The sequence below is a fragment of the Vibrio sp. H11 genome, assembly GCF_004804295.1.
In the GTDB taxonomy this organism is placed as follows: Bacteria; Pseudomonadota; Gammaproteobacteria; order Enterobacterales; family Vibrionaceae; genus Vibrio; species Vibrio ostreae.
Map to the genome: position 1 here is coordinate 156,010 of NZ_SSHN01000005.1, position 23,809 is coordinate 179,818.

The 23,809-nt window shown below is 50.4% G+C and carries 24 protein-coding genes; 8 read left to right on the top strand and 16 right to left on the bottom strand.

Features of this window, described 5'->3' with window-relative positions:
• Positions 1 to 142 precede the first annotated feature (142 nt).
• The 3 genes from E6C74_RS21220 to E6C74_RS09800 all read left to right on the top strand — a co-directional run bounded on the left by E6C74_RS21220 (position 143) and on the right by E6C74_RS09800 (position 1,275).
• Entirely contained in the window at positions 143 to 358 is a 216-nt protein-coding gene (locus E6C74_RS21220) for a LysE family transporter (protein ID WP_276605443.1), read from the top strand.
• Positions 355 to 696 (top strand): LysE family transporter, encoded by a 342-nt coding sequence (locus E6C74_RS21225; RefSeq protein WP_276605444.1) that lies wholly within the window; start codon positions 355 to 357, stop codon positions 694 to 696. Before E6C74_RS21220 ends, E6C74_RS21225 begins: the two co-directional genes overlap by 4 nt.
• 363 nt (positions 697 to 1,059) lie before the next feature.
• The gene (locus tag E6C74_RS09800; protein WP_136484555.1) at positions 1,060 to 1,275 is read left to right on the top strand and encodes a TIGR02450 family Trp-rich protein; all 216 of its coding nucleotides are present in this window, start codon (positions 1,060 to 1,062) and stop codon (positions 1,273 to 1,275) included.
• Positions 1,276 to 1,344: 69 nt separating this feature from the next.
• On the opposite strand, the gene E6C74_RS09805 is transcribed toward E6C74_RS09800, so the two are convergent.
• The 5 genes from E6C74_RS09805 to E6C74_RS09825 form a co-directional block, all read right to left on the bottom strand.
• Entirely contained in the window at positions 1,345 to 1,965 is a 621-nt protein-coding gene (locus tag E6C74_RS09805; RefSeq protein WP_136484557.1) for a CDP-alcohol phosphatidyltransferase family protein, read from the bottom strand.
• On the bottom strand, positions 1,958 to 2,605 hold the full coding sequence (locus E6C74_RS09810; RefSeq protein WP_136484559.1) for an ATP-binding cassette domain-containing protein: 648 nt from the start codon (positions 2,603 to 2,605) through the stop codon (positions 1,958 to 1,960). The genes E6C74_RS09805 and E6C74_RS09810 overlap by 8 nt, the downstream gene beginning before the upstream one ends.
• Positions 2,602 to 4,287 (bottom strand): thiamine ABC transporter permease, encoded by a 1,686-nt coding sequence (locus E6C74_RS09815; RefSeq protein WP_136484561.1) that lies wholly within the window; start codon positions 4,285 to 4,287, stop codon positions 2,602 to 2,604. The genes E6C74_RS09810 and E6C74_RS09815 overlap by 4 nt, the downstream gene beginning before the upstream one ends.
• A gap of 18 nt (positions 4,288 to 4,305) precedes the next feature.
• Positions 4,306 to 5,451 (bottom strand): ABC transporter substrate-binding protein, encoded by a 1,146-nt coding sequence (locus E6C74_RS09820; protein WP_136484563.1) that lies wholly within the window; start codon positions 5,449 to 5,451, stop codon positions 4,306 to 4,308.
• Positions 5,452 to 5,715: 264 nt separating this feature from the next.
• A complete protein-coding gene (locus E6C74_RS09825; RefSeq protein WP_136484565.1) occupies positions 5,716 to 6,159 on the bottom strand; it encodes an META domain-containing protein in 444 nt (147 codons plus the stop codon).
• 162 nt (positions 6,160 to 6,321) lie between these two features.
• Here E6C74_RS09825 and E6C74_RS09830 point away from each other — a divergent pair, with 162 nt between their 5' ends.
• Positions 6,322 to 6,570 carry a DUF1289 domain-containing protein gene (locus E6C74_RS09830; RefSeq protein WP_136484568.1) on the top strand — a complete coding sequence of 83 codons (249 nt, stop codon included), beginning with the start codon at positions 6,322 to 6,324 and terminating at the stop codon, positions 6,568 to 6,570.
• 334 nt (positions 6,571 to 6,904) lie between these two features.
• Here the strand turns inward: E6C74_RS09830 and E6C74_RS09835 are convergent, their stop codons facing one another.
• From E6C74_RS09835 to E6C74_RS09855, 5 genes are all read right to left on the bottom strand, one after another.
• Positions 6,905 to 7,126, bottom strand: a complete 222-nt coding sequence (locus E6C74_RS09835) for a hypothetical protein (protein ID WP_136484570.1) — start codon at positions 7,124 to 7,126, stop codon at positions 6,905 to 6,907.
• Between the two features lie 230 nt (positions 7,127 to 7,356).
• On the bottom strand, positions 7,357 to 8,454 hold the full coding sequence (locus tag E6C74_RS09840) for an ABC transporter permease (protein ID WP_136484572.1): 1,098 nt from the start codon (positions 8,452 to 8,454) through the stop codon (positions 7,357 to 7,359).
• A complete protein-coding gene (locus E6C74_RS09845) occupies positions 8,451 to 9,377 on the bottom strand; it encodes an ABC transporter ATP-binding protein (protein WP_136484574.1) in 927 nt (308 codons plus the stop codon). Before E6C74_RS09845 ends, E6C74_RS09840 begins: the two co-directional genes overlap by 4 nt.
• Complete coding sequence (locus E6C74_RS09850) at positions 9,374 to 10,333, bottom strand: HlyD family efflux transporter periplasmic adaptor subunit (RefSeq protein ID WP_136484577.1); 960 nt, start codon at positions 10,331 to 10,333, stop codon at positions 9,374 to 9,376. Before E6C74_RS09850 ends, E6C74_RS09845 begins: the two co-directional genes overlap by 4 nt.
• A 228-nt stretch (positions 10,334 to 10,561) precedes the next feature.
• Positions 10,562 to 11,818, bottom strand: a complete 1,257-nt coding sequence (locus tag E6C74_RS09855) for an aromatic amino acid transport family protein (RefSeq protein WP_136484579.1) — start codon at positions 11,816 to 11,818, stop codon at positions 10,562 to 10,564.
• Between the two features lie 360 nt (positions 11,819 to 12,178).
• Here E6C74_RS09855 and E6C74_RS09860 point away from each other — a divergent pair, with 360 nt between their 5' ends.
• Positions 12,179 to 13,039 (top strand): DMT family transporter, encoded by an 861-nt coding sequence (locus E6C74_RS09860; RefSeq protein ID WP_136484581.1) that lies wholly within the window; start codon positions 12,179 to 12,181, stop codon positions 13,037 to 13,039.
• Between the two features lie 105 nt (positions 13,040 to 13,144).
• Here the strand turns inward: E6C74_RS09860 and E6C74_RS09865 are convergent, their stop codons facing one another.
• The 4 genes from E6C74_RS09865 to xylB all read right to left on the bottom strand — a co-directional run bounded on the left by E6C74_RS09865 (position 13,145) and on the right by xylB (position 17,806).
• Positions 13,145 to 14,272 carry a 5-methyltetrahydropteroyltriglutamate--homocysteine S-methyltransferase gene (locus E6C74_RS09865; RefSeq protein WP_136484584.1) on the bottom strand — a complete coding sequence of 376 codons (1,128 nt, stop codon included), beginning with the start codon at positions 14,270 to 14,272 and terminating at the stop codon, positions 13,145 to 13,147.
• 235 nt (positions 14,273 to 14,507) lie between these two features.
• Positions 14,508 to 14,801 carry a hypothetical protein gene (locus E6C74_RS09870; protein WP_136484586.1) on the bottom strand — a complete coding sequence of 98 codons (294 nt, stop codon included), beginning with the start codon at positions 14,799 to 14,801 and terminating at the stop codon, positions 14,508 to 14,510.
• A gap of 1,017 nt (positions 14,802 to 15,818) precedes the next feature.
• The gene (locus tag E6C74_RS09875; RefSeq protein WP_136484588.1) at positions 15,819 to 16,151 is read right to left on the bottom strand and encodes a hypothetical protein; all 333 of its coding nucleotides are present in this window, start codon (positions 16,149 to 16,151) and stop codon (positions 15,819 to 15,821) included.
• Positions 16,152 to 16,348: 197 nt separating this feature from the next.
• Entirely contained in the window at positions 16,349 to 17,806 is a 1,458-nt protein-coding gene (gene xylB, locus E6C74_RS09880; RefSeq protein WP_136484590.1) for a xylulokinase, read from the bottom strand.
• Positions 17,807 to 18,002: 196 nt separating this feature from the next.
• On the opposite strand from xylB, the gene E6C74_RS09885 reads away from it, so the two are divergent.
• Positions 18,003 to 19,196, top strand: a complete 1,194-nt coding sequence (locus tag E6C74_RS09885; RefSeq protein ID WP_136484593.1) for a DNA-binding transcriptional regulator — start codon at positions 18,003 to 18,005, stop codon at positions 19,194 to 19,196.
• A 103-nt stretch (positions 19,197 to 19,299) separates the two neighbouring features.
• On the opposite strand, the gene E6C74_RS09890 is transcribed toward E6C74_RS09885, so the two are convergent.
• Complete coding sequence (locus tag E6C74_RS09890) at positions 19,300 to 20,703, bottom strand: sugar porter family MFS transporter (RefSeq protein ID WP_136484595.1); 1,404 nt, start codon at positions 20,701 to 20,703, stop codon at positions 19,300 to 19,302.
• 326 nt (positions 20,704 to 21,029) lie between these two features.
• Here E6C74_RS09890 and xylA point away from each other — a divergent pair, with 326 nt between their 5' ends.
• Positions 21,030 to 22,349, top strand: a complete 1,320-nt coding sequence (gene xylA / locus E6C74_RS09895) for a xylose isomerase (protein ID WP_136484598.1) — start codon at positions 21,030 to 21,032, stop codon at positions 22,347 to 22,349.
• A 352-nt stretch (positions 22,350 to 22,701) separates the two neighbouring features.
• Here the strand turns inward: xylA and E6C74_RS09900 are convergent, their stop codons facing one another.
• Complete coding sequence (locus E6C74_RS09900; protein ID WP_168797005.1) at positions 22,702 to 23,145, bottom strand: DUF2798 domain-containing protein; 444 nt, start codon at positions 23,143 to 23,145, stop codon at positions 22,702 to 22,704.
• A 68-nt stretch (positions 23,146 to 23,213) separates the two neighbouring features.
• Between E6C74_RS09900 and E6C74_RS09905 the strand changes: the two genes are divergently transcribed.
• Positions 23,214 to 23,651 (top strand): MarR family transcriptional regulator, encoded by a 438-nt coding sequence (locus E6C74_RS09905; RefSeq protein WP_136484602.1) that lies wholly within the window; start codon positions 23,214 to 23,216, stop codon positions 23,649 to 23,651.
• The last annotated feature ends 158 nt before the right edge of the window (positions 23,652 to 23,809 follow it).

Here is a 23,809-nt window from a genome sequence, read left to right on the forward strand (position 1 = left end):
TTAAGTTTCTGGTTGCTTTTTATTTTATCGCCGGCTCATTGAGCTGGTATTTTATAGATAGTTAGTGAAGAAACACATGGACATTAATTTGCAAACATATATGCCAATATTGGCAATCACTGGAGCGCTTACTCTCGGCGCTATGAGTCCGGGTCCCAGCTTTATCTTTGTTGCCAGACGAGCAATTTCACTTTCAAGACGGCATGGGATTTTTACCACGTTAGGTATGGGGACAGGTGCTTTAGTTCTATCGGTTGCCGCCTTACTGGGATTACAAACAATTTTTAGCCTAATTCCGGTAAGCTATTTAAAATTGCAGGCGTATGCTATCTCTTGTTTTTGGCATTTGGAATTGTGAGATCAGCTCGAATCCCGTTACAGACCATAGATGCTACTCGATGCCAAGATGTTCCCTTATTTCGTTCGTACTTATTAGGTTTAGGAGTCCAACTCAGCAATCCAAAAACAGCCATCGTATTTGCCAGCGTATTTACAACACTGCTTCCGCAAAACATACCTATGTATTTCTTTATTGCGGTTCCAATCTGTACATTTTTGAGTAATGCAGGATGGTATCTTATTGTTGCTTTAGTTTTATCTGCTTCACGCCTTCGTCAAGCATACTTAAAATTTATTGATTATTTGTCTGGGTTAGTGATGGGAGGATTAGGATTGAAATTAATCATCAGTCGCTAATGAGCACTTTACTATACTTCAAGTAATGCATGAAGTGCTAATTTAGTAAAGCCGACAACTCACTTCTGTCCAAACTCTGTGCTGCAGGAGGTAATGCCACTTTTGTCAGTCTTCAACTCAGACTAAGTTCAGCGTCAGGAAACCCCAAATCCGAAAAGTCAGCGTCTTGCAAGCACTGGTCTGCTGACCGTTCAGTAAGTGATGCGTACCTGGCCGCTCATTCAAGCGCTTGAATGAGCGGCCAGAAATCTTGCTGAAAGGTCGTAAACACAAAGCCGCCAGGTTTAGCAGCATTGAACCTAATCCGTAAAAGTGCGTAGAACCATTCAGTTACCCCAACACCAACCCGATTACGGAGCAAAAATGAACCCAATTAACCCCGCCAAACTGCGCAACAGTAAATGGACCGCTGTGACACCGATGAACCGGGAAAAGCATTTTCTGGTCTCAGATATCGAGTTTAACGAAGAGGGCGTTGTGGTGTCCTGCACTCTCGAAGCGGTGTTGTCGAGAAACGAATATCCGATTGACTGGCGCGAATTGCAAGATGAGCAAAAATGGGCTCAGGGCTGGAAGTAGCGCCCGTTTATCTCTGTGTGCCCACGCGTTGACGTGTGGGCAGCAACCAAGATTAAGTGAATGATGACGTTATGGCTGCTCGGCATCCCGCAGGGTGTGATAGCCGGAATAAATACGCGTCGCGGTGGTAAACCAGCACGCAGTACCGAACAGGTAGGCTATCAGGGCAAACTGTTCGGGGAACAGGCAAAACAGCACCAACGCGCCGATGGTCTCTGTGCCTTCGGTCAGGCCGCTCATATAGTACAGTGATTTATGCTGGTAGACCGGGTTCTGAATGCCGCGCTTGCCTGCCATCACCGCAAAAGCGAGAAAGCTGCATCCGGTACCGATAAAGGAAAAAATCAGAAAGGCACCGGCCACCGCATTATACTCCGGGTTGGCCACCACAAAGCCGAACGGGATCAGCGAGTAAAACAAAAAATCGAGGCTGATATCAAGAAAGCCGCCGGCGTCGGTCAGGCCCTGAATTCTGGCCAGAGCGCCGTCTAGCCCGTCACACAAACGGTTGAGGGCGATCAACAGCAGTGCCAGCAGGTATTGCTCCAGCACCAGCGCCGGAAAGGCCAGGCAGCCAAGGAGAAAACCAAACAGGGTAACCTGATTGGCAGTGATACTGATTTTGTCGAGTACGACGGCCGATTGGTTCAGCGGCCAGCGAATCAGGGGGATAACATGGCGATCAAGCATGGGAATTCTCCGTCGGCCAGTGAATAATGCGTCCGTCGGGCAGGACGTCTTCCGGGTCGTGTGTGACCATCAGTGTCGGGATGCCTGCGGTCTGTAAGCGCTCAAAAACCCAGTCACGAAACTGGCCGCGCAGTGCTTTGTCCAGTTTATTAAACGGTTCATCAAGCAGGGCCAGTTGCGGCCGGGCAAGGAGCATGCGTATCAGGCTGATTCGCGCTCGCTGTCCGCCGGAAATCTGCTGCGGAAATGACGGCGCCAGAGAGCCCAGCTGAACATGGCCAAGCGCCTGCAGTGCCTGCTGTTTACGCTCACTGCCTTTGATATGGTCCGGCAGGGCGAACGCGAGGTTTTCCCACACGTTGAGGTGAGGGAACAGTAAATCGTCCTGGAACAGCATTCCGATATGGCGCTGATGGGGCGGCAGAGTATCAATGGTCACGCCATTCAATTGCATCTTGCCGTGATAGCGGAAATCCGCGCTCAGGTGCCCGGCGATGACATTTAACAGGGTGGATTTACCGCAGCCGCTTGGGCCCATTAGGCTGACGATTTCGCCGGCGGCAATGGTGAGGTTAAAATCTGCGAGCAGTACGGTACCACTCTGATGGCGGATAGTAAGGTGTTCGGTGCGAAACATCATGGTTTTTCACTTGTCGATACGGTCACTGCGGTGGCCATGATGCGCTGGCGATGAGGTTGCGCCCGGCTTATCAACACCGCAAGGGTAAAGAAAATAAACGGCAGCAACGCCTGCCACAGTGCATAAATTGCCATCACCCGGCGGTCAAAACCACTCGACAGGGCGACTGCTTCGGTGGTGATCGTGGTAATGCGACCGCCGCCGAGCATTAAGGTCGGTAGATATTGTGCCAGGCTGACACTGATCCCGACCGCCCAGGCATAGAGTATGGCCGGTAGCAGTAAAGGTACTTTAACGGCCCGAAATTGCTGCCAGGGGCTTTTGCCTAAGCTGAGTGCGACCCGGGTATAGCCAGGGTTAAAACTGCGCCAGGGGCCGTCCAGTGCCAGATAAACGAGCGGAAAGGCGAACAGCAGATGCGACCAGATGACCCACAGTTGATAACGGTCTGCGGCCAGCCATAAGGCCGAAATCTGGATGCCGAGCAGCAGCGATAACTGCGGCACCAGCATAGGTAGCACGATGATCCACAGCGGCACAGCCGCCCGATGGCGCAGCTTGTATTCATGGGCGAATAACGCGGCAACCAGAGCCAGGCTGCCGCTCAGCAGGGCTATCCAGATACTTTGCCACAAGGTCGGCAGCATAGTTGGCCACTCGCTGAGCCAGAAACGGCTGCTGAACTGGCTAGGCAGCAGATCCGGAAAGCGCCAGCGCTGGGCAAAGCTCCAGACCAGCATTAATGGCACGATCAGCGCGGCAATCGTGCTCACCAGCCACAAACTGCTGCGGCCGGGCAGGGGAAAGCGGCTTTTGCCGGACCACTGCCAGCTACGATAACAGTGCAGCAGTGCTTTTTCGATCAGCACTACGGTCAGCAACATCAGTCCGGTCACGAGCAGCAGTACGATCGCTCCGGCAGCCGCGCGTGGCAACTGTTGCAGATCCGGGTCGTTAAACCACTGCCAAACCAGCACCGCAAAAGTGGGTGGTGTATTGGGGCCGAGGATCAGGCTGACATCGACAACCGCCACCGCATAGGCAATCACAGCAAACAGAGCGAAACGCAGTGCACGCAACCATTGCGGAAACAAAACTTTAAACCAGGTTTGCGCTGCGGAATAGCCGAGAGAGGCTCCGACCTGAAGTTGGCGCGATACGTTCAGCTGCTGCAACACCGGAATGCTCATCAGCAACAGAAATGGTGTCTCTTTCAGCGCCAAAGCCAGCGTCAGCCCCAGCGCGTGGTTGTCCTGAACCAGCCAGGTACCAGCCTGAGTGGAAACCTGATAATCCAGCAGCGCACTGGCAAGACGCGCTGTGATTCCGGTCGGGGCAAACAGAAAAGCGAACCCGATTGCAAAGGCAACATGAGGTAGAGCCAGCAGGCCGGAAAGCAGGTGCTCAACCCGGTGCCAGTGCCGGCTTTGCCACAGGGTCTGGACGATACTGAAACAAAGCAGCAGGGCCAGGTAGGTACTCAGCAGAGCCGAGGTCACTGACAGCAGAAGAGAACGGCCGACTCCCTGCCATTGCGCCACGCTAATAAACGCTTCCAGATTAAAACGCTGTAACCCGACCGCTGGGATGTAACCGAGCGCAGAAAGCACTGCCCCTGCCAATCCGGGCAGCAGCGGGGCGACACAGGTCAGCAGCAGCAGGCTGTATGCGATGCGCATCATGAAGTCAGTTCGCCCGGTTTACTGGCTGGTTCCGTAACGCTTTTGCCATTCGGCTTCCAGCGCTGTCTGCCAGCTCGGATGCGGCTCGGCGATCGCTTTAAACAGTTGTGTTTGGGCTGCACTGCCACTGAGTGACGAGGCTTTTAGCACCGACGGGTCGCCCCAGGTATTAATGTCACCTTTGAGCGACTGAGCCTGCGGGCTGAGCAGAAAGTTAATCGCCACCTGAGCACCAGCTTTGGCTTTGGCATTCCAAGGAATAGCCAGGAAATGAATATTGGTTAACGCACCCGCTTGCATTGCGTAACTGCGAGTACTTGGTGCCAGTTTGCCGGACACCTGAGCAGAATAGACGGCATTAGGATTGAAGGTAATAGCCAGATCAATCTGTCCGTCATCAAGTAACTGCATCATCTGCGCCGAGCCATTGGGAAACTGCTTGCCCGCGCGCCAGGTCAGGGGATGCAACTGATCAAGATAGTGCCACAATGGTGCGGTCACGGCTTGAAAGCTTTGCTCGTCGACGGGTTGATGCAGAGCAGGATCGCTGTTGGTCAGTTCAATCAAAGCCGCTTTGAGAAAGCTGGTGCCGTGAAACTCCGGCGGGCGCGGGTAGGTAATACGGTTCGGAAATGCTTTGGCATAACTGAGTAATTCTGTAAAAGATTGCGGTGGATTATTGAGGGTTTTAACATCGTGAATAAACACCAGCTGACCCACGCCCCACGGAGCTTCCAGTCCTTCGGTGGGTTCAGAGAAGTCGGTCTCTACCGGTAGTGCTTGATTCACATGCTGCCAGTTAGGCAGGGAAGCAGCGAACGGCCCATATAAAAGGCCATTGCTTTTCATTGACTTAAAGTTCTCGCCATTAATCCACACCATGTCCACGCTGCCGTCCTGATCCTTGCCGGCGGCTTTTTCTGCCAGCAGACGAGTGGCGGTTTCTGCGATATCGGTGACTTTAACCTGCTTCAGCTCTACCCCGTATTGCGACTGCAACTGTTCACCGGCCCAGCGGATATAATTATTGATCTCCTGGCTGCCTCCCCAGGCATGAAAATAGACGGTTTGACCACGTGCCTGCTCGGTAATCTCCTGCCAGGATTGGCTCCATCCCGGGAGTGAGAACAGGCAAGCACAGACGAAGGTAAGCAGTTTTTTCATGAGAATCCTTTGCAATACGAGATGAAAATGAGGTTATGGCGTCATCCTGAGCCGAAACGGCGTTACCGCATACAGAGACAGACCGGGCCGCAGGACGTTATCATTCATTATGAATGATAAATCGCAAAAGATCTGATTAGTAAGGAAATAGTTCGCGTCACGCTTCACGATCTCAACATCCTCACCAGCGGACAGCGGCAGGGTTTCGCGCTGGCTATAAAAAAGGCAGCCAACTGGCTGCCTCATAAAACTGGAACCTAAAGGTTACTGTTTCCAGTCACTCAGGGTAAAGGTCAGGGTATGAACATCGTTTTTCAGGATCATGCTCTGTTTGGTCAGCGTGATGTCGTTCCACTCTTGTAAAGACTGGGACACGGCCTGTTCGGTATCCATAATGTCGCCGATACACATCTTCATCGTCATGCCCATTTTTTCAATGCGCAGACGGTTGTCTTTCAACTCGGCTTTACCGAAAAAGTTGTTACAGCCGGCGTTGCCGCTTGCCATCATTTTTTCGCCAATTTCGAGACGCGGTACCTGATGACGATCACCCTGTTTGACCGCCTGGCCATCAATTTGGGTTAGTTGCCAGTTATGATGTTGCAAATCTTGTTCGCTGATTTGCGCATCATCACCATTGCTTGCACACGCTGCGAGCAGGGCGGGCAGTGTGATTGCGGCAAGTAATGATTTTGAACTAAGCTTCATAATATTCACTCCAAATGTGGAAAACGCCGACAGTATAGACAATAAAACACTGTTTTTGTCAGTAAAAGGTTATAGTTTAATATGCAACACGATCGAAAAATAGAACGAATGTCTCTATTTTACAGAGTGTTACACGCACATTAGAGGATATTTGCGTCGCTTATGGAGCAGCTAGAATTTTTCCAGGTTCCCAGCCCGTGCGTCGGGGTGTGCAGTTTAGACGATAAAGGCTACTGCCGCGGCTGCATGCGCAAGCGCGAAGAACGCTTTCGCTGGCTGGAGATGACTGCCGCAGAACAATTGCACGTGATTAAGCTGTGCCAGCAGCGCTATCGCCGCAAAATGGCGGCCGGAAAACAGGGCGCGCAAAGCCATGAAGAACCAGACAGCCCGCAACAAGAGTTGTTTTGATCCGCGCGATCGGCTTTGATCGCTATGTCGCCGTTCGGCGACCTTTATCGGGTATCTGGTGCCAAAAGATTTAGGTCTATAGCGCAGCGAGCCCGACAAAGCCGTGCGACAGATAGCGAGTGCCGCAAGACGTCTGAATGCGGATGAGCGATAGGAACTCAGTGTTTGGAAGCGCGTGTTCCTCGCTGATAGTAAAAGATGTTCGCGATGATTTTATTATTTTTATCAGATACTTAAGTTGTATTTATCAGATACTAATTTATTGTTATTAAACACTTAGGCTAATGTTGGCACTAGCCTAAGTGACATTCTGTTCGTTGCGGTCGGGCTTGTATTATTTATTGAGTTGCCAGCGATCACTGACCCAGCCACCGGCATGCTCATCAAAGTGTGCACCGCTGAAACTTCGTGTCGATTCTTTTTGGGATTTGCTGTCGGATTTTTTAGAAAGTAACGTTCGTATATAGTTCGCCATCGGATCGAGAGTAGAGGATTGCTTTCGTAAGGCGACTTCTTTAATGAGCTGAAGACGGTAACTTGGGTTGGCACGTTTCATTGGTGGGACCTCCGTTATGATGACGACTAATGTACAAACTTAGAGCCTGGTTACTTTTTAGTCAACGAAGTAGGTGCCCTATATTTTCTAATGGATTTAGCACATCAATCACGCGCCCAAGCGTGATATAGAAAGGCTTTATATATTAATAAAGGCTGATTATCTAATCACAAACCTACCAACTGTATGGCTCAGTTTACTGTCTTTTGTGTCACTTTAAGGCATTGAACTTAATCGAGAGATTTTTTGAAGCGTAATGAAGCCACCACCAGGCCAAGCAGGGTGAAACCCGCCAGCCATAAGCTGTCGCGCCATAGATCGGCCAGATCCGCGCCACGCAGCACAATGCCACGAATCAGGCGCATAAAATGGGTCGCGGGCAGGGCTTCAGAAATCCACTGCGCTGCCAGCGGCATACCTTCATAGGGAAACATAAAACCAGACAGCAGAATCGAGGGCAGCAGAATAAACACCGTCATCTGCATTGCCTGCAGTTGCGTGGTGGCAATGGTCGAGATCATTAGTCCGAGAGTCAGGCTGGCGGAAATAAACAGCAGGGTGCCGAACAAGATCTGACTGACAGCGCCATTAATCGGCACGGCAAAAATTACATGACCAAGGCCGAGAATAATGAACACCTGAATCAGGCCAACAAAAATATACGGGATGATTTTGGCGATCATCAGCTCCATCGAGTGGACCGGTGTGGTGATCAGCAATTCCAGATTGCCTCTTTCCCGTTCACGTACAATCGCCGCGCTGGTAAACATAATCATGGTCATGGTCAGAATGACGCCCAGTAAGCCGGGAACAATATTGACGGCCGCGCGTTTGCTCGGATTGTAAAACAGGGTGATGGCGAAGGTCGCAGCCGCTTCGGGATGCGGGTGAAAGGCAATGTCTGCAGTGGGCATGTGCTGCAGACCCGATATAGCGCTGGCAATCATGGTATCAGACCCGTCTATCAGCCACTGCCCGAGTTCACGTCCATCCAAAATGCGCCGGTTGAGATCGGGCGGAATGATCAGCGCGGCACGGACTTCGCCGCTGGCGATGGCTTGTTGGGCCTGTTCTGCGGTGCTATACACCTGTTTAATCTCAACCACCTGACTGACCCGGACCGATTCGGTCAGCCAGCGCCCGGTTACAGATTGGCTGTTGTCGACGACGGCAATTGGAATACTGCGAACATCGGTATTGATAGCAAAACCAAACAGCAATAACTGAATCAGCGGGATCATGATCACCATGCCAAAGGTGATACGGTCACGCGATAACTGGCGAAACTCCTTAATCATCACCGCTTTAATCCGAAACAGGCTGTTCATTGGCGGTTCTTCCCGGTCACAGTGACAAATACATCTTCCAGGCTGGGCCGTGCCAGACCGATGTTGGCTTGCGCTAATTGCGGGAGCGTGCTGCGCAGCCACTGTACCGGATCTTGAATATGACGGTAGATAAGTACCCGTAATCGTACGCCCAACTGCGCCGCAGAGCGGACTTCAGGCCGTTGTAACAGTGTCTCTTTTAAGCAGCGCAAGTCCGGTGCGGTGACCTCAACCACGTGCACGCCCATCTGCTGCATTAGTTTTTCCGGTTCGTCATCGGCACGAATTTCGCCCGCATCCATGATGGCGAGACGATGGCAGCGCTCCGCTTCGTCCATGTAGTGGGTCGCCACCAGTATGGTAGTACCCTGTGATGAGAGATCGAAAAGCTGCTCCCAAAATTCACGCCGGTTTTCCGGATCCACCGCCGAGGTGGGTTCATCAAGAAACAGCAGTTGCGGGCGGTGCATGGTGGCGCTTGCCAGTGCCAGGCGCTGCTTTTGCCCGCCGCTCATGCTGCCGACCCGTTGCTTGCGCCGTTGATCGAGGCCGTAAGTGGCTAATTGCTGATTGGTCCTCTGTTTCAGGGCCTGACGATTCATGCCAAAGATCTGACCGATAAACTGCAGGTTTTCTTCCACGCTCAGATCGTCATACAGGGAAAATTTCTGCGTCATATAGCCGATATTGAGCCGCAGGACTTCCGACTGACGCGGGATATCAAGGCCAAGTACATTCACGCTGCCCCGGGTTGGCGTCAGTAGGCCGGTCAGAACCCGGATGGTGGTCGACTTGCCACATCCGTTGGGGCCGAGAAAGCCGTAGATGCTGCCGGTCGGCACATTGAGGTTGATGTCATGAATCGCGGTAAAATCGCCAAATAACTTGCTGACGCCGCGTGCCTCGATAGCCAGTTCACTCATTTTGCCTCCTGCGGAAAATCAACCTGGGCCGGTACGCCGGACGGCAGATCGCGTGCGGCGGCAGGTAAGTCAATTTCAGCCAGAAACATCAGCCGCGCCCGTTCATTTTCAGTCAGTGCATAGTAAGGAGTAAAAGAGGGCTCAGTCGCCACCCAGCGCACTGTGCCCTGATAGCTGTTTGGTGTGCCGTCGACATGCACCGTCACACTGCGGCCCGGAGTAAAATGTGCGCGCACCCTCTCCGGCACGTAAACGCGTGCAAACGGTGCGCTGTCTGACTGCAACACGGCAACGACGGCGCCGTTTGGTACCCGTTCGCCGAGATGATAGGGCAGGTTATCAAGAATGCCGGCACGGGTCGCGGTAACGGTGAGCCGGGTGAGTTTTTGCTGCTGCAATGCCACTTCTGCCTGTGCCGCGGCCAGTTGCGCCCGAGCCTGATCAATATCTTCGATTCGCGCGCCGGCGGTCAGTTTCGTCAGTTGCTCAGTGGCAGAGGCCCACTCTGCCTGTGCGGTATCACGGCTGGCCTTGGCCTGGTCTAGCTCGGCCTGGCTGAGCAGGCTTTTGCTGACCAGCTCTGCTACGCGGCGGTAAGTCTGCTGTGCTTCGGTCAGTTGTGCTCTGGTGCTGTCTAGCTGCGCTCTGGCGACCGCAATGTCTTCGGCTCTTTCACCATGGGTCAGTTTCGCCAGTGCGGCCTGAGCCTGAGCCTGACGGGCGAGGGCCTGGTCGAGCAGGGCCTGTTGCTCTGCCGTATCCAGTACAACCAGTACATCACCGACACGCACGCTGCTGCCTTCGGTTACGGGTAACTGACGGATTATTTCGTTACTGGTGGCTGAGAGTGTCACCCGATCACGTTCAAGCGTGCCTAAAGCCTGTGACGCGTCCTGGCGGTCACCACAGGCCGACAGCAGCGGGATAGCCAGTAACAAAAACCAAGTGCGCAGCATCCATTTTTCCTTTTCCGACCGAATCAACACCATCCAATAATCGTGGCCAGAGCGGCAACAATCGTATGATTATCATCAGTGTATGACAGAGAAGGCCTGCTATCCGCCGGACAGCCCGCATAATTGAAGTTATTCGCAACGGATGCCGAGCACAAGGTGTGGCGCAGGATGGGGCGTACCTGGTAAAACGGCCCGCATCCGCGGACCGTTGGTCGTTATCGCGCTGAATCAGCCCAGCAGGCTGAACAACAGTGCCGAGACCGCCAGCATTCCGACCAGGAGCACGAAGTAAGTACCGAGATGTTTACGATAGTTCCGTAGGGCATCCACTTTAAACACCGCCAGCATTGGCATAATAAACAGGATCATGGCGATGACCGGCCCGGACAGGGCTTCCATCATGCCGAGAATGCTTGGGTTCATCACTGCAGCAAACCAGATAGCGATAAACATCAGTGCGATGCCCAGCTTATCTGCCACGGCAAGCGGTAGTTTAGTGTACTTGGTCAGCAAGCCATTCAGGCTCTCACGCGCACCGAGGAAATGGCCCAGGAATGATGAAGTGATAGCAACAAACGCAACCAAAGGTCCCAGGGTCGCGATAAACGGGTTATTGGTGGCGTTGGCGAGGTACGACAGCACGGATACATTTTGCGCTTTGGCCTCCAGCAGTTGCTGTGGCGACAGTGCGAGTATGCAGGAGAACACGAACATCAGCACAAACGCAATCAGCATCACGCTGGTACGCTTGAGGATTTGCTCGGATTTCACCACCGCTTGCTTGCGGTAGTGACGGCGCTGAATATTGGCAAAGCTGGAAATCGCCGCGGCGTGACTGAATGAAAACACCACGACAGGAACAGCCAGCCATACGGTTTGCAGGAAATCGCCAGCGGCTGGGATGGCCAGTGATGGCATGCTCCAGTAAGGGATCAGATACAGCGACAGTGCCGCCAGAATCGCCGCCAGCGGGTAGACCATCACGGCAAAGGCGCGCAGCATGATTTTTTCACCGCCCAGCATGATGGCAATCAGGCTAAAGACCAGAACGCCGGACAGCAGTGTCCGTGGCGGGGAAACCATTTGCGCCTGGTTGACCAGAAAACTGTCCACCGTGTTGGTGATGCCTACGCCGTAAATCAGCAGGATCGGAAAAATCGACAGGAAGTATAGCAGCGAGATCAGACGGCCGCCGCGCGTGCCGAAATGCTCTTCTACCACATCGGTAAAGTCTGCATCAGACCGTTTGGAAGAGAGGACAAAGCGGGCCAGGCCACGGTGGGCAAGGTAAGTCATCGGAAAAGCGAGCAGTGCCATCAGTACCAGTGGCCAAAAACCGCCCAGGCCAATGTTGATTGGCAGGAATAAAATCCCGGCACCAACGGCAGTGCCAAATAAACTGAGTAACCAATGTGTGTCGTGTTTGTTCCAGCCGGTTTGAGTAGTGGATACTCCAAAATCGACGGTTTCTTGAGTTTCTTTCACTGAAATATTGCCATGGTGTGAATTATAATATTGCAAATCCTACTACCATTGGTAGATATGATCACATTGTGATACTGGTCAAATTGACTGACAGATTTATAACTCTCTGATGAATGAAACTAGGTTTTTCGCAATATAACCGAATATTATTCTACTTTTATGGTAATATAACGGAATTAAACACTAAAAAATATCTATTTTTTAGTGTTGGTATGTGTTAACAAACGGTTGTTGGCCTTTAGAAAACTGGTGTGGGAAGCTTTGGCTAAGCTACAGAAATAGAAGCGTTTTATAGTGGAGTTGTGTTTGGATATGCCTCACAATTAACATCTGCCTGTTTAACAATAATAACAACTGCTCATGTTTGCTAACCTGCGTGCTGAATTCATTCTGATTATCACAACTTTACTGGCCGCGGCCGGTTGGGTGTTTTCTAAACAAGCCATTGAAGGACTTCCGCCGATAGGGTTTATCGGCTTACGTTTTGTTACGGCGTCCTTACTGTTACTGCCGTTTTGTCTGCCGGCGCTGCGCAAAGCGCCGCGTGACGAAATTTTGCGTTCGATGGGCGTTGGCGTCTTTCTGGGCGGCTCTATTTTCTGTTGGATTTATGCCATTTCGATCAGTGAAACACTGGGCGAGGGGGCGTTTATTATGAGTTTGTCGATGCTGTTTGTGCCCTTGGTCGCCTGGGTTCTGTTTAAACGCCGGCCCAGTCGCCCGTTCTGGCTGTCACTGCCAATAGCCGTGATCGGACTGTTTTTACTGGCCTGGAGTGGTGAATGGAATATTGCCGCCAATCAGATGTGGTTCTTGGTCGCGGCGGTGGGGCTGGCGGTACATTTCAACTTTAACAGCCAGTATTCGGCACGTTTTTCACCGATGTTGCTCACCACGCTGCAGCTGTTCGCCACTGGCTGTCTGGGGTTGGTACTCTCTTACAGTATTGAAACCTGGCCGGACAATGTCAGCATCATCACCTGGCAGTGGTTCGCGCTCAGCGTATTGCTGGCAACGAGTTTGCGTTATCTGATGCAGACGCTGGGGCAAAAACACGCCAATCCGACCAATGCGGCACTGCTGATGCTGCTTGAACCGGTCTGGACCATGATATTGAGTGTCTGGATCTACGATGAGTCGATGCCGCTGAATAAAATAATCGGCTGCGCTTTGTTGCTTGGCTCTTTAGTGCTTTATCGCCTCACTAGCATGAGAGCTTAGGCAGCACCCACTGATTCAGAGTGCTGGCTCATCAAAGACAAAGGGCGCCGCGGCGCCCTTTGTCTTTTCCGTTACGATGATGCGGTTACCATCGGCACTGCACCATTAAGACCAGATCTGTTTCTCGATTTCAGTCAGGAAGCGGATCTTATCCCACTGCTGTTCGACAGTCAGTTTGTTGCCTTCTTCGGTCGAAGCAAAGCCACATTGCGGGCTGATGCACAGGTTTTCTAACGGTACGTACTGAGTGGCTTCCCGGATGCGCGCTTTCACTTGCTCTGCATCTTCCAGTTCCGGGAACTTAGAGGTGATCAGACCCAGTACAATTTGGCTACCGTTGTTTGACCAGTGACGCAGCGGCGCGAAATCGCCAGAACGCTCGGAATCATACTCCAGGAAGAAACCATCGTACTTGGTCGCAAACAGAGCTTCTGCCACCGGCTCGTAGCCGCCCGAAAACAGCCATGAAGAAGCGTGGTTTCCGCGACAGATGTGAGTCGTCACAATCAGGTCTTCCGGCTTGTCACGCAGTGACTCGTTAATGATTTGCGTACAGACGTCGGCAATCTCATCCGGGTTGATGCCTTTTTCGATCAGGCTTTCGCGCTTGCTTGAATCGATTAGGAACGCCCAGTTGGTATCATCAAATTGCAGGTAGCGACAGCCACGTGCGTAGAAGGCCGCAATGGCATCACGGTAAGTCTGCGCCAGATCTTGGTAGAACTCTTCAATTTGCGGGTAAAGCTGGTGGATTTTTGACGAACCATCGTTAGCCAGAATTTCCTGACGCAGAATCATGGTCGGGCTAGGAATCGTCGCTTTCGCCACGAATTCACTGTCTGTGCCTACAGCGTTAAGCAGAAATTCAAAGTGGTCCAGGAATGGGTGTTCCGGATTGAATGCAATTTTTCCGGTTGCACGGATGTTATATGCCGGCGCTGCTTTGCCGTGGAATTTCTGGTTGTAACTGTCAGCGGTGTAACCTTCGATACCGGTCAGATTTTCGAGAAAGTCGATATGCCAGAAGCCGCGGCGGAATTCACCATCGGTAATGGCCTTGATACCAACTGCTTTTTGTTGGTCGATCAATTCAAGAATTGCTTTATCTTCAACTTCGGTCAGCTGAGCACGATTGATGGTTCCCTCTGCAAATTCGCGGCGAGCCTGATGAAGATAAGCTGGACGAAGAAAGCTGCCGACGGAGTCAGTGCGGAAAGGAGGGCGATTAGCCATGACAGATACCTCTTGTTATTTATTCTGCGTTGTTAAGGCTAGAGTAATGGATGGCTAGACGTCCTGTTAATCCGTATTTTTTCATACATAACATGAAGAAAATTCATGTTGCTATTTAATTACACGCAAGTAACAGAAGACATAATAAAAGAACCGGAAAACGCTAAAGGTTTTCCGGTTCTGAGGTTAGAGGGGTGATTAAAAATAACTGTCGGCTTGGTGGTCATTGCCACAATTAACACAGATCACGCATTAGTGTTTCATACTCTTCTTTCGCTTCTTCAATCAGAGTCACGAGTTCTCTTGCATCCTGACCCTGCAGAGCAATACGCCAGTCGTGCTCGGCGTCTTGACAAGTCAGCTCAGTTTTCCTGTCCTGAGTTTTGAAACTCAGGCTTTCAAACTCACCGTCAAGTTCGTCGCTTTCCTCCATGATGTCGATGTGTAAATAACCTGTCGGATCGACCATGACCCGTGCATGGTAGTGTTCCTTTCCAGCCAAAGTGTAAGAACGATGTTTAGTGTACATAGTAAGCTCAATTGAAACGTATGAATTTACGCAGCCGTATACAGCAAGGATGCCCCAACTACATTGTAAGTATAGCGAAGCAGGCACAGAGCTCTTGTCGCGGGCAGGATTTTTTTAGACCGAATCTTTGTAACACGGCGCAGATTATTAACTAAACGGAATGACGCCTGAACTGGTTTTGATCCGAATCAAATTCATGTTGATTGAGTGAAAATATCGCTCGATACGGTGTGAACTTTGCTTAGCCAATTTGACGTTGGGGCATGGTCCATCGGTTCTGAAAAACGAGCGTCTGTGCGGGGGATGAGACGGAGGCTGGATCACAGCAGGCTATTTTTGAACTGGCAATATTAGGGAAGTGGAGGGATAGTTACCTCCCGGCATTGCCAGTTCTGTTGGGTTAGCCTCTGACTATTGCGTTGAGGCTGTTTGATTTGTCACGATTTGACTTGTTACTCGCTATTGCGTGTCAATAGCTGGTTTTGCGGATTAGCTTGCGGCTAATCACTTGGTCACTATGATTTTTTCTCTGCTTGTTTCGTATCTTTCCAATATTGAATACGAACACGATGCAGCTGAGCTTTTCTCATTTTTTTCATAGTAATCTCCTTTATAAGTAGCGCCCTTGGTGGGCTTATTTTTCAGGTTTACTTTGTGACGCTTCTGCTTCAACAGAAGCACATAAGACGTTATGGCTTAGCTAATACGACTGAAGCAACATAACAGAAGATGCCTGCTTTTTCGCAGCGCTTATCTTACAAGTTACGATGTTTCTCTCAACAGCCTGGAATCACCTTAACCGGCCTGTGTGACAGAAAAATGTCAAACTTATCTTTGTCTGACATGTCATCGAATGTTCATATTCATACACCCAAATCTATAGTGAATGCAAGCATTAAAATAACGTTGTGCGTAGCTGTTGGCAACTTGTCGCGTTTGCTGTGGATAAGTGTCGGTTTTATAAGGCGCAACATCAGCGCTGCGCCCCGTATTTATCTAAAATGACAAACCAGTGAGCTAAGGTAAATACATCCCCAAAGTGTTTAAAATCGGGTCTAACTCTTGCTGGTGACGGTGGGAAGTGTCGATAATTGCACTCAGTTCCTGCGGACTGAGGGACGATCCAAAGATAATAAAGCAGCGCCATTGATTCTCTGCCAGACTGAGCTGGGAGAGAAAGTGCGGGTAACTGATTTCACCCTCTTCATAGACCAGGTAATAAGTCAGCATGGTTAACAAGCGCGGGTAGCACGCTTCACGAGCGATAGGACAGGTGGATAGTGCAGTGATTAAGCGTTCTTTTAGGTCACGACGAATTTCACTAAGCGAATGATCGATGATATCAGCCATAACTCTACTCCAAGCGACGTGGTACCTACAAATTAGCGTAATTTTTATCCGATAGACACTATTTTATTCTTGTGAAACGTGATTATTGCGTTGCGGGGTGGCAAAAAACAAGGTGGAGATGAGTTACCACATAAGCGGACAGACCGATATGAGCAAGAAGGGGATGGTCTGCCCAGGCAGAGGACAGACCGGATGGATCAGGCTTTGAACAGCGGCTTTAATTGTCGATAGAGGCTGATGTAAGTCTGACGTTTTACCGCCAGTTGCTGATGTATCTCAGGATTTGGCGTGTGGGTCTGCAAAACCCGCGGTTGGGCGCAGATTTGCTCTACTGCAGCCTGCTTGCCTTCAATCGCCAGCTGCGCAAGACGGGCAGCACCCAGGGCCGGACCGACATCGCCCCCTTCGCGATACACCAACTCGGTATTGAAAATGTCTGTCAGTAACTGGCGCCAGTATGCGCTGCGCGCCCCGCCACCAATTAGCGTAATGTTATCCGGCACATCACCGGTCATGTGCAGCGCATCCAGACCATCCTGCAAAGCAAATCCCACACCCTCTAATACCGCCTGTGCCATATGCAGCGGTGTCGTATTATGAGTCAGGCCAAAAAATACTCCTTTGGCATTCGGATTATTGTGTGGTGTCCGTTCACCAGACAAATAAGGCAAAAAGATAACATCGGTTTGCGGTTGTTGTGCTTCAAGCGCTTGCATCATCGCCGGGACAGCGCTGAAACCGGTTATCCGGGCTACCCAATCCAGACAGGAAGCTGCACTGAGGATCACCGACATGGTATGCCAGGTGCCCGGTAAAGCGTGACAAAATGAATGCAACGCAGCGGCCGGGTTGGTGGTGAAACCTTGGCTGACCGCGAAGTAAACCCCGGATGTGCCGAGTGAAATCATCGCCTGGCCCGGTTTGACAATACCGACCCCGACGGCGCCAGCGGCATTGTCACCGCCGCCCGCAACAACAGGGACACACGCCATACCAAGCTGCTGAGCCAGTTCCTGATTGAGCGTGCCTGTTATTTGGTTGCCTTCAAACAGTGCCGGCATTTGCGAGCGGTTGAGGCCGCAAGCGCTGAGCATTTCGTCGCTCCAGTCGCGCATGCCGACATCGAGCCACATTGTGCCGGCGGCGTCAGACATATCGGTGGCGAAATCTCCACTGAGCAGAAAGCGCAGATAATCTTTTGGCAGCAACACTTTAGCGACGCGTGTAAAACACTCCGGCTCATGTTTGGCGAGCCATTTCAGCTTGGGTGCGCTAAATCCTGGCATCATCAGGTTGCCGGTAATATCGCGACTCTCCGGTACGAGTTGTTCTAGTTCAAGGCACTCCTGCTCGCAGCGTCCGTCGTTCCATAATATGGCCGGACGTAACACCTGGTTTGCGCCGTCGAGCAGAGTCACGCCGTGCATCTGTCCGGACAGACCAATGGCCTGGACCTGCTGCAGGCTGTGTTGTTTTCCCAGCTCGGACAGTGAATTGAGCGTGGCATCCCACCACTGTTTTGGGTCTTGTTCAGACCATAAAGGCTTAGGGCGAGAGACCGTCATCGCTGTGGTTGCTGAGGCGAGTATCTCGCCGTTGGCAGAGAGCAGAATGGCTTTGACACCTGACGTGCCCAGATCAATCCCGATATACATAATTTATGTCCTCTTTGGCGTAGGCCAGTTTGTTATTTTTAGGGTACTGTAACCAGTCTATTCATTTGCTGTGCGGTCTCAATTATGATTTTTATTAATTGAGTTTAGATATTTAGCGACTCCCTTAATGATCACATTATTTTTTCTGTCATTTTGATAGACTCCGGCAAATTCTTTGACCAATTGGTTACTGCCTATGGATAAAAATTATCGAATCTCTTTACTATTTAATGCCAATAAAGTTTATGACCGGCAAATTATGGAGGGTATCGGCGAATATTTACACGCATCGCAAACCCATTGGGACATTTTTGTTGAAGAAGATTTCACCACCAATATTGATCATTTCCGTGCCTGGCGCGGTGACGGTGTGATTGCCGATTTTGATAATCCGGCGATCGAGTCACTGCTCAAGGACTCAGGGATCCCGGTGGTCGGTATTGGTGGCTCTTACAAAGATGAACAGCAATACCCGGATGTGCCTTATGTGGCGACGGACAACTACGCGCTGGTGGAGATGGCGTTTAATCATCTCAGGGATAAGGGAATTGAGAAGTTTGCCTTTTACGGTATTCCCCATGAATCCTGGGAGCGCTGGGCTTCAGAGCGGGAAAGTGCGTTTGTTAATCTGGCGACACAAAATGATTATTTTCATTCAGTCTATCGTGGCAATAAGACCAACCCGCTCAGCTGGCAATATGACATGAACCGTCTGGCGGATTGGCTGCAACGGTTGCCTAATCCGATTGGGATCATTGCGGTGACAGACGCAAGAGCGAGACATATTTTGCAAGCGTGTGATTCTTTGGGGTTAATGGTGCCGGACCGCATTGCTGTTGTCGGTATCGACAACGAAGAGATGACGCGCTATCTGACCCGGGTGTCACTGAGCTCGGTTGGGCAGGGTTGTAAATCGATGGGCTACACTGCGGCCAAGATGTTGCACCGTTTGCTGAATAAGAAGGAGCAGGGCGAGCCGCTCACTATCAACCCTGCGCGGGTGTTAATCCCGCCAACTAAGGTGTTTGAACGGGAAAGTTCGGACTTTCAGGCTCTGAACGACCCCTACGTGATTCAGGCTCTGCACTTTATCCGTCATAACGCCTGTAGAGGCATCAAAGTCGAGCAGGTACTGCATCATGTCGGTATCTCCCGTTCCAACCTGGAAGCGCGTTTTCGCCAGGAGCGCGGTTACTCGATTCATAATGAAATTCATGAAGCAAAATTAGAACGAGCAAAAAGTTTATTGATTTCCACCGAATTGCCGATTGCAGAAATCGCTCAGGCATGTGGTTATCCATCATTGCAATATATGTATTCTGTATTCAAGAAAGCGTTTGGTAAAACGCCCAAAGAATATCGCTTGAGCGGAAGTGAAGAAAATAATTAATTCCGATCACGAACGCTGCCAATAAATAAGCCTGCAGATTGCAGGCTTATTTATTATTGTTTTAGATTTAGTAATTGTTTTGGGTTTAGTAATTGGTTCAGGTTTAATGATTAGTAATCATTTTCTCTTCAGCGGATTTGGCAGATTTCTCCCATAACTCTTCCAGTTCTTCAAGCGATTTACCTTTGGTTTCAGGTACCCACTTGTAGATAAAGTAAATGGTAAAGATCCCCATCACGCCGTATAACCAGAACGGGAAGCCACCGTTAAAGGTTTGGTACACGCTGCTTTGTGGATCGTTCATCATAGGGAAAGTCTGCGAGACCACAAAGTTCGCGGCCCACTGAGCAAACACGGCGATGGATAACGCTTTAGAACGAATGCTGTTAGGGAAAATTTCTGACAGCAACACCCAGACCACAGGACCAAGTGACAGCGCAAACGCGCCGATGTAGAGCAGCACGAAGATCAGCAGGTATCCGCCGATGGCGTTGAGATAAGCCGCGGTACCAATTGCAATCATACTGACCGCCATTAAGGCTGCCCCCAGCATCATCAGCGGGCGGCGGCCGAATTTATCCACGGTCAGAATCGCAACCACGGTAAAGCCGAGGTTGACCGCACCCACCAGAATGGTTTGCAGTAATGCAATATCGATACTGGAGTTACTAAAGCCTTTCAGAATGGTCGGTGCGTAATACAGGAATACGTTGATGCCGGTGACTTGCTGCAGCACACTGAGCATAATGCCGATCACCAGAACACCAAAGAATCCGCTGGCGACGATTGATGTGCTGTTGTGTTGTTTGAATGAAGACTGGATGTCCCGCCATTGGTGATCAACATCCGCACCATTACCGTTATTAAGAGCTTTGAGCAGTGAGTAAGCCTCATCGTTTCTGCCTCGCATCGCCAGCCAGCGCGGCGTTTCCGGTACAGTAAACAGCAGTAGCAGGAACAGACCCGCCGGAATGACCTCAGAAGCAAACATATAACGCCAGCCGGTGGTATTCAGCCAGGTTTCCGTGCCAATCAGAGCGATACCGTAGTTAACGAAATAGACCACCAGCATACCAAAAATGATCGCGAACTGATTGCAGGCGACGAGGCCGCCACGCTTTTTCGGTGGGGCGACTTCAGCAATGTACATTGGCGAAACCATGGACGCGATACCGACACCGATCCCGCCGATAATACGGTAGACGACGAAGGTCCAGTAGCTTTCCGGAATCGCCGAACCGACGGCTGAGATCAGAAACAGCAAGGCGGCGATTTTCAATGCGCCACGCCGGCCGTAACGGCTACTGAAATCACCGGCGACAATCGCACCAAGCACACAGCCGATCAGAGCTGAAGAGGCGGCAAAGCCAAGTTCAGCGGGGGTGAGTTGAAAATAGGATTGCAGCGCTTCGGTTGCTCCGGATATGACGGCAGTGTCATAACCAAATAACAGCCCGCCGAGTGCTACCACCAGCGTCAGGCGCAGCACGTTGACTTTATTATTCATGTTTATTCCTCGTTATATTTTTTGTAGGGCGCTAATATTCTTGTCAGTAAATCCTGATAAATAAATTACGGAATAAATCATCATCGTTATGATATTTTGTAATTGTGATCTTAAAGTTACTTTTAAAATAACTTATTGTTTTTATTGAATTGATTGGAAGTGTGTCGAGTCTCACAGTTGAAAGATATCTGAATTAGGTTGTGAAAATTCGTAATTGAAGATTCTCTGTTATCAATGAAAATAACCTTATTCCTGACATTTGATAGCTAGAAAGTTATTCAAATGCAACGGATTGACATACTCACTAAAATAACGAGAGCAAGATTATGAATGATTTTTTTCCTAATGTAGATTCAATCAAGTTTGAAGGCCCTGAATCCAATAACCCGCTGGCTTTCCGTCATTACAATCCTGATCAGATGGTGATGGGTAAATCGATGAAAGACCATCTGCGTTTTGCCGCTTGTTACTGGCACAACTTTGTCTGGCCGGGCTCTGATGTATTTGGCAACGGTACCTTTGACCGCCCTTGGCAAAAAGCGGGCAGTGAGATGGAACTGGCAATGATGAAAGCCGACGTAGCGTTTGAATTCTACCAAAAACTTAACGTACCGTTTTACTGCTTCCACGATGTGGATGTGGCGCCGGAAGGCAACAGCATCAAAGAGTATGTCAATAACTTTGCTCGCATGGTCGATAAGCTGGAAGCCAAACAGCAGGAAAGTGGCGTCAAATTACTATGGGGTACGGCGAATGCTTTCTCTAACCCTCGCTATATGGCGGGTGCAGGCACCAACCCGGACCCGAAAGTATTTGCTTATGCGGCAACTCAGATCTTTAACGCGATGAATGCTACCCAGCGTCTGGGCGGTGAAAACTACGTATTGTGGGGCGGCCGTGAAGGTTACGAAACCCTGCTTAATACCGATTTACGTCAGGAACGTGAACAACTGGGTCGCCTGATGCAAATGGTGGTTGAGCATAAACATAAAATTGGTTTCAAAGGCACCATTCTGATTGAGCCTAAACCGCAGGAGCCGACCAAACACCAGTACGATTACGATACGGCAACCGTGTATGGCTTCCTGAAACAGTTTGGCCTGGAAAATGAAGTGAAGGTCAATATCGAAGCCAACCACGCGACGCTGGCAGGTCACAGCTTCCAGCATGAAATCGCCACCGCAACATCGCTAGGTATCTTCGGTTCAGTTGATGCTAACCGCGGTGACCCGCAACTGGGCTGGGATACTGACCAGTTCCCGAACAGTGTGGAAGAAAATACTCTGGTAATGTACGAAATTCTCAAATCAGGCGGTTTTACTACCGGTGGCCTGAACTTTGATGCGCGTCTGCGCCGTCCGTCTATCGACCCTGAAGATCTGTTCTACGGTCATATCGGTGGTATGGATACCATGGCGCTGGCTCTGAAAAAAGCGGCACGTATGCTGGAAGATGACAAGCTGGGCAAAAACATCGCGCAACGTTACGCTGGCTGGAATGAACCGCTGGGTAAAGCGATTCTGTCTGGCGATCACAATCTGGAAACTCTGGCGAAATACGCGGTCGATAATGACCTGCAGCCACAGCGCGAGTCCGGTAAACAAGAGTATCTGGAAAACGTGGTTAACCATTATATTTTCGACTAATCACTATATTTTCGATTAACCACTATATTTTCGACTAAACCCAAAGGGGGATGACCCCTGAGTTTAGCGCTGTCATTTCACTTCGTCTGTAGGGGACGGAAAGTTGGGTAGGGCAGAAATGACAGCGGTCGGGCTGGTCACAGGAACTGAATAAAATTCAGCCACCTGTGCCCAGCCCGACTTTTTTGTGCCCGCAAATCTTGGCAGGACACACACCCAAATCGCCTGTGCGTGAGCGCTCTCTGAACAAGCGTGTGTCCTTACTGCCGCCCAAATCGCCTGTGCGTGAGTGTTCTCTGAACAAGCGTGTGTCCTTACTGCGCCCACCTCGTACCGTTCACGGTTTTTACCATCAGGCGGCAGCCAGAGCGCGTTGAATTCTCGGGCGTACGATAAAGACCATGATCATGGCAATCAGGTAACCCAGTGGCAGCGCTTTGAGCAGAGTCAGCGCCCAGAAAGCAATGAACTGGCTGGCACTTTCTGCCTGTGACGTTGAAAGTACGGACATCAGGCTGATAATGGATTCCAGGCTCAGCGCAATCAGACCACACAGAATGAGCTTACGGCCAAGAGGTTGAATATGCGGCAAGCGGCGTTCAACTAACTGAGCCAGTTTCATGATCAGCAGACCGGCAATCGGCAGGATCACGACCAGAGAGAATAAGAACGACTTCAGCCATTGAGTTGCGAATTCAGCATTCAGGCCGTGGTTAATGTAAGTAATGAAAGCAGAGATGCTTGCCACAATACAGACAGGAGCAGGCAAGGTAATAGCCAGTTTTTTAAGATTCATATGGTCGACGTGTTGGTTAGTTGATATAGTCAACCATATTAAAGCCATTAGTTGACAATATCAACCATATGAATAGTAGTCCTATAGAACACCACATTGCCTATTTAACTCAGTGTATGCGTGAAAACATTACTCATGAACTTGAGCGACAAGGCGTTTTGCTACCGTTTTTTCAAAGTCTGGCACTGCACTATATTGCCACCCATCTTCCTTGCACTGCTCATGATGTTGCGATGGCGATCAAAAAGGATAAAGCGCAGGTAACCCGACTGATTAATGAACTGATCAAGCTGGAGTTAGTTGACAGGGAACAAAATCCGCACGATAAACGTGAGTTGATACTTTCATTGACGGAGTCTGGCCAGACGTTAGCGCTGCAGATAAAAGAGGTGCGCCGCGTGGTATCGGCACGTATGACCGAGGGGCTGGATGATGAGCAGCAAGCGCAGATGCAGCAGTGGTTGGTCAGGATGATCGATAATTTGGCATGCCAACAGAGTCGGTAGCAGAGTTCTACAAACGATTGAATTTATTCGTGATATCTAGTGCAATATAGTATAAAAACCAGATGGTCAGCGCTTGGAATTGGCTGCCCCCCACAGACAGCGTTTAAAGTGATAAACTTGCTGCTTAGTTTCACGACAATCATACAGTTAGAGTCGTA